The sequence below is a fragment of the Salinivibrio proteolyticus genome, from assembly GCF_027286365.1.
Lineage (GTDB): Bacteria > Pseudomonadota > Gammaproteobacteria > Enterobacterales > Vibrionaceae > Salinivibrio > Salinivibrio proteolyticus.
Window position 1 is genome coordinate 424,803 of the sequence record NZ_CP114584.1, and the last position, 12,456, is coordinate 437,258.

At 52.6% G+C, this 12,456-nt stretch carries 11 protein-coding genes; 3 read left to right on the forward strand and 8 right to left on the reverse strand.

The features are described 5' to 3' along the window. Window positions 1–41: 41 nt before the first annotated feature. The 4 genes from N7E60_RS02155 to pepA all read right to left on the reverse strand — a co-directional run bounded on the left by N7E60_RS02155 (window position 42) and on the right by pepA (window position 5,694). Complete coding sequence (locus N7E60_RS02155) at window positions 42–425, reverse strand: DUF2061 domain-containing protein (RefSeq protein ID WP_077480327.1); 384 nt, start codon at window positions 423–425, stop codon at window positions 42–44. A 235-nt stretch (window positions 426–660) separates the two neighbouring features. After that, complete coding sequence (locus N7E60_RS02160; protein ID WP_077662355.1) at window positions 661–3,519, reverse strand: valine--tRNA ligase; 2,859 nt, start codon at window positions 3,517–3,519, stop codon at window positions 661–663. 18 nt (window positions 3,520–3,537) lie between these two features. Continuing rightward, complete coding sequence (locus N7E60_RS02165; RefSeq protein ID WP_069587990.1) at window positions 3,538–4,032, reverse strand: DNA polymerase III subunit chi; 495 nt, start codon at window positions 4,030–4,032, stop codon at window positions 3,538–3,540. Window positions 4,033–4,182: 150 nt separating this feature from the next. Next, a complete protein-coding gene (gene pepA / locus N7E60_RS02170; protein ID WP_077662354.1) occupies window positions 4,183–5,694 on the reverse strand; it encodes a leucyl aminopeptidase in 1,512 nt (503 codons plus the stop codon). A 190-nt stretch (window positions 5,695–5,884) separates the two neighbouring features. Here pepA and lptF point away from each other — a divergent pair, with 190 nt between their 5' ends. Together lptF and lptG are read left to right on the forward strand one after the other, a co-directional pair. After that, a complete protein-coding gene (gene lptF / locus N7E60_RS02175; protein ID WP_269597996.1) occupies window positions 5,885–6,985 on the forward strand; it encodes an LPS export ABC transporter permease LptF in 1,101 nt (366 codons plus the stop codon). Continuing rightward, the gene (gene lptG, locus N7E60_RS02180) at window positions 6,985–8,058 is read left to right on the forward strand and encodes an LPS export ABC transporter permease LptG (RefSeq protein ID WP_069586583.1); all 1,074 of its coding nucleotides are present in this window, start codon (window positions 6,985–6,987) and stop codon (window positions 8,056–8,058) included. The genes lptF and lptG overlap by 1 nt, the downstream gene beginning before the upstream one ends. Before the next feature lie 87 nt (window positions 8,059–8,145). Here the strand turns inward: lptG and N7E60_RS02185 are convergent, their stop codons facing one another. Genes N7E60_RS02185 through N7E60_RS02200 form a run of 4 tightly spaced genes read right to left on the reverse strand, consistent with a single transcriptional unit; the run spans window position 8,146 to window position 11,494 of the window. Next, window positions 8,146–8,682 (reverse strand): BON domain-containing protein, encoded by a 537-nt coding sequence (locus N7E60_RS02185; protein WP_069586584.1) that lies wholly within the window; start codon window positions 8,680–8,682, stop codon window positions 8,146–8,148. 2 nt (window positions 8,683–8,684) lie between these two features. Beyond that, on the reverse strand, window positions 8,685–9,275 hold the full coding sequence (locus tag N7E60_RS02190) for a phosphoheptose isomerase (RefSeq protein WP_069586585.1): 591 nt from the start codon (window positions 9,273–9,275) through the stop codon (window positions 8,685–8,687). Between the two features lie 3 nt (window positions 9,276–9,278). Next, window positions 9,279–9,644 carry a YraN family protein gene (locus N7E60_RS02195; RefSeq protein ID WP_077455370.1) on the reverse strand — a complete coding sequence of 122 codons (366 nt, stop codon included), beginning with the start codon at window positions 9,642–9,644 and terminating at the stop codon, window positions 9,279–9,281. Beyond that, a complete protein-coding gene (locus tag N7E60_RS02200) occupies window positions 9,644–11,494 on the reverse strand; it encodes a penicillin-binding protein activator (protein WP_269597997.1) in 1,851 nt (616 codons plus the stop codon). Before N7E60_RS02200 ends, N7E60_RS02195 begins: the two co-directional genes overlap by 1 nt. 61 nt (window positions 11,495–11,555) lie before the next feature. Here N7E60_RS02200 and rsmI point away from each other — a divergent pair, with 61 nt between their 5' ends. After that, entirely contained in the window at window positions 11,556–12,413 is an 858-nt protein-coding gene (rsmI, locus tag N7E60_RS02205; RefSeq protein ID WP_069586588.1) for a 16S rRNA (cytidine(1402)-2'-O)-methyltransferase, read from the forward strand. Window positions 12,414–12,456: the final 43 nt, after the last annotated feature.

The following is a 12,456-nucleotide window of genomic DNA, read 5'->3' on the forward strand; positions in this document are numbered from 1 at the left end:
CCATCCTGTTTTAAAAGCCACGATATATCGTGGCTTTTTATTTAATGATGATGCCCCACATGAAGCGGTGCGGAGTTTACCGAATGGCGACGCTGCCATACCTTTTCGTGGAAGAAGTAGGCAAGGGTGTTGATGCTTGGCTCAACCAGTGCCAGTGCGCCACCGACTAACCAATCGCCACTGATCACATAGCCCACTAAGAAGGCAACGTTAAAGTGCACCACCGCAAAGCTGGCGGTTTTCACCACGGGACGTGCGCGGCGGCTCAGTTGCCAGAGCTTTTCATGAAGATAAAACGCGCCGGTATTGACGGTGGGCTCTGTCATCGCAATCAAGCTACCGATGATGATATCGCCCGTCAGCACATAGGCCACGGTAAAGGCGATAGAAAAGTGGATAGCGGCAAAGCTTAATGTCTTCTTCATGGTGTAGCTCCTTCGCGGCAACACGCGTTTAATCAACACTGACAGTATGTCGTGTCTGTGTCGATAAATAAAAACGGTTCTCACTATCTTTTAGATAGGGCGGAGCTATCAAGTGTGGCGGGTTTTAGCTGCGGCGTGCTGAGTTGCGGATGGGAGAGAATAAAAAAACCACGCCAGATGGCGTGGTTTATCACGAAGGTCTATCGATGTAAAACGTCCGACGTCAACGCTCGATTTATAGCGCCGCAATCGTGGTTTTTTGCTCACCCAGTTTGGTGAGGCTGACACGATAGTTATCGAGTTTTTCGCGCTCTTTGGCGACCACTGCTTCAGGGGCTTTGGAGACAAAACTTTCGTTGCCGAGCTTCCCTTCGATGCGCTTGATCTCGCCTTCCACTTTGGCGATTTCTTTATCCAAGCGCGCCAGTTCGGCATCTTTGTCAATCAGACCCGCCATCGGGATCAAGATTTCTGAGCTACCGACCAAGGCAGAGGCACAGGCTGGTAAAGATTCACTGCCATCCAGTACCTTGAAGCTGCCAAGTTTGGCAAGGGCGTGCAAGGTCGCGCTGTTGGTGTTCGCACGAGCGGCATCGCGTTCATCAGCGGCTTTCAGCATCACCTCAAGCGGCTGGCTTGGCGCAATATCGTACTCAGCACGTAGGTTACGGATGCTAACGATAAACTGCTTCACCCACTCAATGTCTTCTGACGCTTGGGTGTTCACGCGGCTAGCATCAAATTGCGGCAGTGGCTGCTGCATAATGGTATCGCCTTCCACACCGTCAACTAGCGGTTTAACACTTTGCCAAATCGCTTCGGTGATGTAAGGGATCACTGGATGGGCCAGACGCAAGGTTTTTTCCAATACCGTGATCAGGGTATAGCGGGTGGCACGTTGTTGTGCTTCGTCGCCTTTCCACAGGACAGGCTTGGTAAGTTCCAAGTACCAGTCACAGAATTGGTGCCAAATAAACTCATACAACACACCCGCCGCCATATCGAGACGATAGTTGTCGAGGTGGGTGTTGAAGTCTTTCGCCGCTTGCTGGAACTGAGATTCAATCCACTGATCAGCCAGTGAGAATTGCATCTCGCCGCCGTTCATGCCGCAATCTTGATCTTCGGTATTCATCAGCACATAGCGGCTGGCGTTCCAAAGTTTGTTACAGAAGTTGCGGTAACCTTCAAGGCGCTTCATGTCCCAGTTGATGTCACGACCGGTAGAGGCCAGCGCTGCGAGGGTAAAACGCAGTGCATCGGTGCCGTGGGCTTCGATGCCGTTTTCAAACGTTTTACGGGTCGCTTTCTCAATTTTTTCAGCCAGCTTTGGTTGCATCATGTTGCCGGTGCGCTTTGCCACCAACTCATCGATGCCAATGCCGTCAATCATGTCGAGAGGGTCAAGGACGTTACCCTTAGATTTTGACATCTTGGCGCCACTTTCGTCGCGGATAAGGCCGGTCATATAGACCGTCTTAAAGGGCACTTGTGGCTTACCATTTTCATCTTTGATGAAGTGCATGGTCATCATGATCATGCGCGCCACCCAGAAGAAGATGATGTCAAAGCCTGATACCAACACGTCGGTCGGGTGGAAAGTTTTCAGCGCATCTGTGTTCTCTGGCCAGCCTAGGGTACCGAACGTCCAAAGTGCCGATGAGAACCACGTATCCAGTACGTCATCGTCTTGGCGTAGCGTTACGTCGTCTGCCAGTTGGTTTTCACGACGGACTTCGTCTTCGTCACGGCCAACATAGACATTGCCTTGGTCGTCGTACCAGGCAGGAATGCGGTGACCCCACCAAAGCTGACGAGAGATACACCAGTCTTGTACGTCACGCATCCACGCAAAGTACATGTTCTCGTATTGTTTCGGTACGAATTGAATGTCGCCATCTTCTACCGCTTTTACGGCAGGCTCTGCCAGTGGTGCAGTACGTACGTACCACTGGTCGGTAAGCATTGGCTCAATGACGACGCCGCCACGATCGCCGTATGGGACAGTGAGGTCGTGATCTTTGATTTCTTCCAATAAACCCAGTGCGTCAAATTCGGCCACGATCGCTTTACGCGCGGCAAAACGCTCCAAACCTTGGTAGTTGGCTGGAATATCGGTTGGGTAAGCATTGCTTGGCTGACCTTTGTGATCAAACACTTCAGCACTGTCGCGGATATCAGCGTTCAGCGTGAGAATATTGATCATTGGCAGCTGGTGGCGCTGGCCCACTTCATAGTCGTTGAAGTCGTGCGCTGGGGTGATTTTTACACAGCCGGTGCCTTTTTCCATGTCAGCGTGCTCATCGCCCACGATAGGGATACGACGATTCACCACTGGCAGTAACACGTGCTGACCAATCAGGTCTTTGTAGCGCGGGTCTTCTGGGTTAACCGCAACACCGGTATCGCCCAGCATAGTCTCCGGACGGGTGGTGGCAACCACAATGTAGTCTTTGCCTTCGGCTGTTTTCGCGCCATCGGCAAGTGGATAACGGAAATGCCACATGTGGCCTTTCTTGTCTTTGTTTTCCACTTCGAGATCGGAAATCGCGGTGTGCAATTTCGGATCCCAGTTCACCAAACGCTTACCACGATAGATAAGATCTTCTTGGTAAAGGCGAACAAAGACTTCTTTAACGGCATTGGAAAAGCCTTCATCCATGGTGAAGCGCTCGCGATCCCAATCGACAGAGGCACCGAGACGACGCAACTGTTGCGTGATCGTGCCGCCTGATTCGCCTTTCCATTGCCAGATCTTGTCGACAAACGCGTCACGACCGTAGTCGTGCTTGGTTTTGCCTTCTTCGGCTGCGATCTTACGTTCCACCACCATTTGTGTCGCGATACCGGCATGGTCGGTACCCACTTGCCACAAGGTGTTTTTGCCTTTCATACGCTCGGCACGGATCAAGGTATCCATAATGGTATCTTGGAACGCGTGACCCATATGCAAGCTGCCAGTGACGTTTGGCGGCGGGATCATGATGCTATAGGCATCTTTGCTGGTATCACCATGAGGTCGGAAATAGCCCGCCTCTTCCCAGCGCTGGTACAGCGCTTTTTCAATTGATTGTGGGTTATATGTCTTTTCCATAGCGCTCTTGAAAGATCGTCAAGGTTTGGGCGATTGGTCGATGGCAAGGGTTTGAAGTTGCAGGCCTGCCAGTCGGTATGCTTTATATCGGTGACGCGCGTGCTGTTTGAGCGTCTCATCGCAAGGGACGAAGTCTACCACTTGTGCAAACGAAGGCGCAAAATTTGATGCCTCTGTCGCCAAATTGATTAGCACGCTGCGGTGCCCGGAGTGACGTACACCGGGCCAACCGATTTCTACGGGTGCACCACCTCGTGGTCCTTCTCCTACCAAATTATGGGGAACAAACGTATCGGCGTCGCGCTGCCATAAGGCATCATCCAGTTGATGGGCCTGTTGCTGGTCGCGGGCGGCGAGATAAATACGTTGCCCCTGTTGATAGTAATAGAAGGCCAAATGAATCGCGGTGTCTATTAACGTTTGTTGTTCGCGCGCTTGTTGTTCGGGCGTCAATCCATCGTCAGATGACGCGCCGTCGGGTGGCGCCAACAAATAAAAGGTGGCGGTGGACATATACGCTCCTAAAGTTGAGAAACGGCCTCCGTCCCAAAAGTGTGGTGTCCGGTCAAGCGCGGGATAACCAACATAGCGGATTGTGCGCGCTGACACCAGTGTCGATTAAAGTTCAGACAAAAAAAGGAGGCCGTTTGGCCTCCTTGGCAATTACTCGACCACTTCGAGGCCAGAGCGATTCAATAAGAACTGCACCAGCAAAGGCACCGGGCGACCGGTTGAGCCTTTTTCCTTGCCGCCGCTTTTCCATGCGGTACCGGCAATATCTAGGTGCGCCCAGTTGTATTTCTTGGCAAAGCGCGACAAGAAACAGCCTGCAGTGATGGTGCCACCACCTTTGCCGCCAATGTTGGCCATATCGGCAAAGGGACTGTCGAGCTGCTCTTGGAACTCGTCAGTCATCGGCAGACGCCAAGCGCGGTCACCCGCTTGCTCAGACGCATTGATAATTTCATGTGCCAGCGGGTTCTGGTTGGCAATCAAAGCACTGATGTGATGGCTAAGGGCCATGATGCAGGCGCCGGTTAAGGTGGCCACATCGATCACACAGTCTGGCTCATAGCGTTCAACATAAGTCAGGGCGTCACACAAGACTAAACGGCCTTCGGCATCGGTGTTGAGCACTTCCACGGTTTGGCCTGACATAGTGGTGAGAATATCGCCGGGACGATAGGCTTGGCCATCAGGCATGTTTTCACAGCCGGCGAGCACACCGACGACGTTAAGCGGTAAGTTGAGCTCAGCAAGGGCACGCATCACCCCAAAGACAGACGCCGCACCGCCCATGTCGTACTTCATTTCGTCCATGCCTGCACCGGGCTTAATGGAAATGCCGCCTGAATCGAAGGTCAGTCCTTTACCGACCAACACAATCGGTTTGGCATCTGGGTCAGGATGGCCTTTGTATTCCATGATTGACATCATCGACTCGTTTTTCGAGCCACGGCCAACGGCAAGGTAGGAGTGCATACCAAGCTTTTCCATTTCTTGCTCGCCGATGATGCGCGTGGTGACGGTATCAAAGTCGTCAGCCAAACGACGGGCTTGCGAGGCGAGATAGGCAGGGTTAGCCACGTTGGGTGGCATATTGCCCAAATCTTTACACGCGTTGACACCTGAAGAAACGGCTAAGCCATGGGCAATCGCACGTTCACCCAAATTCAATTCACGACGGGTTGGTACATTGAACACCAACTTGCGCAGTGGGCGACGGATTTCTGGCTTCACACTCTTGAATTGGTTGAAGGTGTAGAGGGTGTCTTTGGTGCTTTCAACGGCTTGACGGACTTTCCAGTAGGTGTCACGGCCTTTCACGTGCAGCTCGGTTAAGAAGCACACTGCTTCCATCGACCCGGTTTCATTGAGGGTGTTGATGGTTTTTTTGATAATCTCTTTGTATTGGCGCTCGCCGAGTTCGCGCTCTTTACCGCAGCCGACCAGCAGGACACGCTCAGACAGGACGTTCGGGACATGGTGTAGCAGGAGCACTTGGCCTGGCTTGCCTTCCAAGTCACCGCGGCGCAGTAGGGCACTGATATAGCCGTCACTGATTTTGTCGAGTTGCTCGGCGACGGGTGACAGGCGGCGAGGTTCAAATACGCCCACGACAATACAGGCACTGCGTTGCTTTTCGGGGCTACCGCTCTTTACACTGAACTCCATTTGTACTCCTAGATCCTAAAGACAATTGAGACCAAATGTTGGATAATGCCGCCTCTATGTTGTTGAACGCTCTATTGCGCCCGGATCAGCCGGCGGTCAACAAATGGCCGAAAGATTAGAAAACAACTAATTAAACCAGAAACTATAGTTATTCGAGTAAAAAAACAAGTTTTCCATAGGTGCCTTCGCTTTGATAATTGTTCGATATTTGATCCGGGAGACGGTTAAGACACAAGTTGCAGTTTTATTTGTGTTATTTCTGGTCTTTTTTAGCCAAAAGTTTATCCGCGTTCTTGCCAATGCGACAGAAGGGTCGATTCCAAGTGATCAAATTATCACCTTGGTGGGACTCTACATGCCATCCATGGCAATGTTGATGTTGCCGCTAAGTTTGTACATTGGGATATTGATCACCTTTGGTCGTTTGTACGCGGAAAGTGAAATCACGGTGATGAATGCCACCGGGATTGGTAACGAATTTTTGATCCGCGCTGCACTGTATTTGGCACTGATCACAGGTTCCGTGGCCGCCTTTAATGCGCTATGGCTAACACCTTGGGCCAATAACCAAGAACTCAAGGTGATGGAGCAACTGGAGGCAGAGTCGGGACTGGAGCTCTTAGTACAAGGCCAGTTCCAGAGTGCACCGTCTGGACAAGCGGTTATTTTTGTCGACAACATCGAAAACGACGGCAAGACCTTGAACCGTATTTTTGTCGCTCAGCCTGTGCCGCGCGAGTCGCTACTGCCTAACGTGGTGGTGGCGGATAAAGGCTATATCTCGGAGTTGCCAGATGGGCGTCAGGTGCTTGATTTAGTCGATGGTACTCGCACCGAAGGGATCCCCAGTCGCCTTGAATACGGGGTGACGACCTATAAAAACTATCAGGTATTGATTGGTCAGCGTGAAGTGCGTGAAAAAAGCCGAGATTGGGACGCGATGCCGACCTTGCAACTGTTTGGGGAAAGCAGCTTAAAAGCGCGAGCCGAGCTGCAATGGCGGATCTCACTGGTCCTGTGTATCCCGCTGATGACCATGATTGTGGTCCCCTTGTCATCGGTGAACCCTCGCCAAGGGCGCTTTGCCAAGCTCTTCCCGGCGATATTGATTTATCTGGCCTATTTCTTGTCTATCAGTGCAGCAAAATCCGCGGTCGAAGATGGTGACTTACCCGCGCAAATTGGGTTGTGGAGTGTTAACGTCGCGGCCTTGTTACTCGCGGTGATTTTAGCCAGTTGGGACTCATTACCTATGCGTAAACTCAAAGCCAGTTTGAAAGGAGCCGCCTGATGTTTCGCATCCTAGATTGGTATATCGGCCGCACCCTGATCGGCACTTCATCACTGTGTTTGGCCACACTGGTTGGGTTATCCGCCATCATCAAGTTCGTCGAACAGCTGCGTTCGGTCGGGGATGGCGCTTACACCATGGGCAAAGCAATTTTCTACGTGCTGCTGAGCATGCCGCGTGACATTGAAATGTTTTTCCCCATGGCAGTATTGCTCGGCGCTCTGATTGGACTTGGGATGCTAGCGTCCAGCTCCGAGCTGGTGGTAATGCAGGCGGCAGGTGTGTCGAAACTGCAAATCGGTATGTCGGTGCTGAAAACCGCGATCCCCTTGATGCTGATTGTCATGGTACTTGGTGAATGGGGCGCGCCTGATGCGCAAAAAGCCGCGCGTGAGCTGCGTTCGATTGCTAAATCCGGCGGGAATGTCATGTCGGTACGACGCGGGGTATGGGCCAAAGATGGCAATGATTTTATTTATATTGCTCGGGCCGACGAGCAAGACAACCTCAATGGCGTAAGCATCTGGAAGTTTGATGACAACCAAGTGATGACCAATGTGGTGTTTGCCGAACGTGCCGACTACCTCGATAAAGACAGTTGGATGCTCAAAGATGTCACCATTACGCGCATGCAAAATCACACCGCCTTTACCAATGTGAAGCAAGACCAACTGGTGTGGAAAACCACGCTCACTCCCGATAAATTGGCGGTGGTGACGGTAAAACCGGAAGAGCTGCCGCTATCTGGCCTGTATAGCTATGTCACCTATCTGAAAGCCTCGCAGCAGGATGCGTCGCGCTATGAGCTCGCGTTGTGGCGAAAAGCGGTGCAGCCGCTGTCGATAGCGGTGATGATGCTGTTGGCACTGAGCTTCGTGTTTGGTCCGCTTCGCAGTGTCACCATGGGTGCGCGGGTGCTATCAGGGGTGATTTTTGGCTTTGGCTTTTATATCGCCAATGAAGTGTTTGGACCGATGAGCTTGGTGTATAAGCTGCCGCCAGCGTTAGGGGCCGTGACGCCGAGTTTGATTTTCTTGGCCGTCACCTTGCTACTGCTTAGACGCAAATTGTAGCCACCGCATCGATACATGACGAAGACAAAAAAGGCCAAGGTATGATTTCCTTGGCCTTTTACTTGGATAAGAGCGCATATATATGGACTAGCGCTGGTCCGTGTACTGAAACGCTTTAATCACCTGATTGACGCCGCGAATATTGCGGGCGATATCAGCCGCTTTATCCGCTTGTGCTTGGGTCACTGCACCAAGAAGAAAGACTTCTCGTGCCTCGGTCACCACTTTGATGTTCACGCTGCGCAGAGTGTCATCAGCAACAAGTGCGGCTTTAACGCGGGTCGTGAGCCAGCTGTCGGTACTAATATCAGCCAAGCCCAGCATCGGCGCTTGGCGAATTTGGTTGTAGACCACATCCACATTGTCGAGCGCACGAATGCGGGCGACAAACTCCTCGGTCAATGCCGGATCGGCACTTTGCCCCACCAAGAGAACCTGACCTTGGAAAGCCGCAGCTTTCGCGCGGATCTTATTTCTAAACGGCGGTTTATTGACAATGCCAGCGGTATTGAGACCGATTTGTGTATCTTGCCATTCTTCGCCAGTGGTGCGCGGGTCAGAAGAGTAAACGGCGGAACAAGCCTGTAAGGTAAAGGCGAGTAAAACGGTCAATAACACACGCATGTTTATTCTCCGTGAGAAGGGAAAAGCACCTGGTCAATCAAGTCACACAGGCAGTGCACGGCAAGCAGGTGACCTTCTTGAATACGCGCCGTACGCTGTGAGGGAATACGAATTTCGACATCTCGTTGGCCAAGCAAGCCTGCCATTTCGCCGCCGTCTTTGCCTGTCATGGCAATGATGGTCATATCACGCGTTACCGCGGCTTCCATGGATTTAATGATGTCTTTGCTGTTTCCGCTGGTCGAGATGGCGAGGAGCACATCCCCCGCTTGGCCGAGCGCGCGCACTTGCTTGGAAAACACTTCATCGTGGCTGTAATCGTTCGCAACCGCCGTTAACGTGGTGGTGTCTGCGGTCAGCGCTAACGCCGGTAAGCTGGGGCGTTCGGTTTCGAAGCGGTTTAGCAAACAGGAGGCGAAATGTTGCGCATTAGCCGCAGAGCCGCCATTGCCACAGCAAAGAATTTTATTGCCATTCAGCAGGCTTTGTACCATCACTTGTGCCGCTTGTGACAGATGCTCTGGAATCGCTTCTGCGGCCGCGATTTGTGTTTGAATACTCTCGGTAAAGCTCTCTTTGATGCTTTCTAGCATTACTTACCCTTCAACGATGTTTTTTATCCAGTTGATTGCTTCAACGTGGCCATCAAAGGTCACAGCGTCAAAGCGAAACTCGGTGTGGTGACTGTGAAAGCCGTGACGTTGCATCCAACGTTCGGCAGCAAGGTACAAGCGGCGGCGTTTGGTGGCGGTGATGCTTGCGGCCGCGCCGCCAAAACCGCGCCCTCGTCGGAAGCGGACTTCGACGAAGACTAAGCACTTGCCCTCTTGCATGATTAAATCCAGCTCGCCTCGGCGGCTATGGGCGTTTTTATCCAGTAAGGTCAGCCCTTGTTGGAGCAGGTATTGGCAAGCATATTGCTCATAGGCTTGCCCCGTCTCCTTAGTTGGCTGACCTTGCATTACTGGCTTGCTCCGTTATCCGTCGGGGCAACCGGCTCGATGTCGGTTTTGCCAAAGCGTGCCCACCGCATTTTACGGTTAATGACGCAGTTGTCACCGAGTGACAGTTGTCCGGTTTGACCATTAACCTGATAACCGGGCAGCGCTTGCATTTGGGGCAGGCCGGTTAGGAGGGCGTAAGCATCGACCCCCAGCGCATGTAAGCGCGCGGTATTATTACTTTGCGCTGGGTGGCGACGCGCATGTTGCTGGTGCGCTTCGCTATCTGGGCTGATCAGAAGGGGGACATCGCTAAACTCAATGCCTTGTAACTCGCCCAGTTGTCCCATGCCATCGGCGCGGTTGTTACTGCGTGAGCTGGCATACAGTTTAGGCGGAACCACATCAGGATTAATCGCCACTTCGATGAAAGGTTTCAACAAGGTCAGATCAGCGGCACCGGCTACCATGTACACCGCATCAATATCGCGGCGACTTCTTGGTTGCGATAACAAGGGCAGATCGGTCAGTTGTTTCATTTGCTGAATACGGCGCTGACTCCCGTCTAATCCAAAAATGGATTGAATGCGGGCTTGCATGCCACTGCGATCCCCAAAGGCGGCTTGCTCCGCCTGGGTGTCCGTCAAAGCCTGCCAGCGGGTGGAAAACGCTTCGCTCATTCGACGCCCAAAGGTGGAGTCAGGATACAGCACCATCGGGAACTGATAGCCTTGGTTATAAAGATGATCGGCGGCTTGTGCCGCTTCTTGCTCGGGAGAGAGGGTGAAATAACACACTCCGGGAGTGAAACTATCATCGTTGGGCTGATTCAATGCCAACAAAGGTACTTGACCGGCGATTGCCTCACTCACTGCGGCGACCATGTGTTTTTGGAGCGGGCCAACCACAAAGTCGAGGCGATCATCTTGCACGCGCTGTTCAAGGGCCTGCATATCGAGCGCATTGGTGTCGTAGAAAAATACCGTCGGCTTTTGCTCACTCTTGTCATCGAGCATGGCTTCGACAAAGCCGTCGCGAATGGCATCCCCTTGTTCGGCAAATTTGTCGCTCAGTGGCAGCATCACACCGACACGCGTTGGTTGGGTGATGGTGAGCGACTGAATATCCGCCAAGTTGTCGGGCAAGTACCGATTGGCCGGATGCGCGGGATGTTGGCTTAAGTAATCGTTAAGTGCGGTTTGCATTTGAGCCGGATCGCGGCTGTGGCGCCGTGCAATGTCTAGCAAGCGAACCCAACCGGCGAGAATGTCATCATCGCCGCTTTCAATCCGTTCCACTTCGCGCTGGTTTAATTGCTGCAAATCTTGCCACAAAGTATTCCACGCTTGGCGAGCCTCGCTGCCGTCCAAATAGCCAGCGGCCAAGCGTTGGTTGGTCACCGCGGCGAATGCATTGCTTTGCTGACGCGCAATGGTAGCTTTTTGACGATAAAAACGCGCGCGTTGCTCGGCACTCAACTGCCAATTTGGGTTGAGGGTGAGTGCTTCATCGGCCTGAGGGAGCTTGCCGGTTTCCGCTAAAAAGCGTGCCCGTGTCAGCGTCCACTCGATCTGTTGATCGGTGGTAAGAGGGCGTCGCTCCAAGCGTTGCAGCAAAACGTCTGCTTGGTTGAACTGTTGCTCGTTAATGAGCGCCTTGATTGCCAGTAAAAACCAGTCATTTTGCTGGTTGCCTTCACTGGTTTCCGCTTGCAGCAGATAGAAGGTTGAGTTCTCCTTCGCCGGTTGACTGATCGCATGGCGAGCTGTGGGTCCTGTGGTTGGCGCGCTACAGGCCGCCAGTGCCAACGCCAAGGCTACAGGCGTGACAAGTCGTGTTACACTTTGACGCTTCTGGGTAAGTTTAAGCATGAACATGTTTCAACCGTGACAACGTTGCCCCTATCTTAATCGCCGAAGGGTTGTTAAACAAATGACTGATGCAAATCTATCCGAGCGGGCACTTCCCACGCTATATATTGTACCGACGCCAATCGGCAATTTGGCCGACATCACGCAACGTGCGTTAGAGGTGTTAGCCAATGTTGACCTGATTGCCGCTGAAGATACGCGGCACACGGCTCGATTATTGTCGCATTTCTCGATTAGCACCAAAACGTTTGCCCTGCACGAACATAATGAGCAGCAAAAAGCGGCTGCGCTGATTAATCGCTTACAGCAAGGTCAGTCGATAGCTCTGGTCTCCGATGCGGGCACGCCGCTGATCAGTGACCCAGGCTATCACCTTGTGACGCAATGCCGCGACGCTGGGATCCGCGTGGTGCCGCTGCCGGGCGCGTGTGCGGTGGTGACTGCATTGAGTGCATCAGGCTTGCCTTCAGACCGCTTTAGTTTTGAAGGGTTCCTGCCGCCGAAAACGAAAGCCCGCCAAGACACATTCCGTGATTTAGCCGATGACCCGCGCACCTTGATTTTTTATGAGTCGCCGCACCGTATCCGCGATAGTTTGGCCGATATGCTGGCAGTGCTTGGGCCAGAACGCCGCGTGGTATTGGCGCGCGAGCTCACCAAAACCTTTGAAACCATTCACGGCGCGCCTTTGGGGACATTAATTGAATGGTTGAATGAAGATCCCAACCGCTTAAAAGGCGAGATGGTGTTGCTAGTGGCCGGCCACCGTGCGGATAAAAATGCGTTGCCACAGTCCGCCTGTCGCGCATTAGGGTTGCTTGCCGCTGAGTTACCTCTTAAAAAAGCGGCGGCGTTAGTCGCGGAACTGTATTCGGTTAAAAAGAACGCACTCTATAAGTGGGGCTTGGAGAATCTGTAACTGGGCGTGATTTTGGCTGGCTTGCGCTAACAATCTTCTATAT

Bases quoted from the DNA above. Each gene is read 5' to 3' on its own strand.
- N7E60_RS02155 (WP_077480327.1), bottom strand. From the start codon at position 425: ATGAAGAAGACATTAAGCTTTGCCGCTATCCACTTTTCTATCGCCTTT.
- N7E60_RS02160 (WP_077662355.1), bottom strand. From the start codon at position 3,519: ATGGAAAAGACATATAACCCACAATCAATTGAAAAAGCGCTGTACCAG.
- N7E60_RS02165 (WP_069587990.1), bottom strand. From the start codon at position 4,032: ATGTCCACCGCCACCTTTTATTTGTTGGCGCCACCCGACGGCGCGTCA.
- pepA (WP_077662354.1), bottom strand. From the start codon at position 5,694: ATGGAGTTCAGTGTAAAGAGCGGTAGCCCCGAAAAGCAACGCAGTGCC.
- lptG (WP_069586583.1), top strand. From the start codon at position 6,985: ATGTTTCGCATCCTAGATTGGTATATCGGCCGCACCCTGATCGGCACT.
- N7E60_RS02185 (WP_069586584.1), bottom strand. From the start codon at position 8,682: ATGCGTGTGTTATTGACCGTTTTACTCGCCTTTACCTTACAGGCTTGT.
- N7E60_RS02190 (WP_069586585.1), bottom strand. From the start codon at position 9,275: ATGCTAGAAAGCATCAAAGAGAGCTTTACCGAGAGTATTCAAACACAA.
- N7E60_RS02195 (WP_077455370.1), bottom strand. From the start codon at position 9,644: ATGCAAGGTCAGCCAACTAAGGAGACGGGGCAAGCCTATGAGCAATAT.
- N7E60_RS02200 (WP_269597997.1), bottom strand. From the start codon at position 11,494: ATGCTTAAACTTACCCAGAAGCGTCAAAGTGTAACACGACTTGTCACG.
- rsmI (WP_069586588.1), top strand. From the start codon at position 11,556: ATGACTGATGCAAATCTATCCGAGCGGGCACTTCCCACGCTATATATT.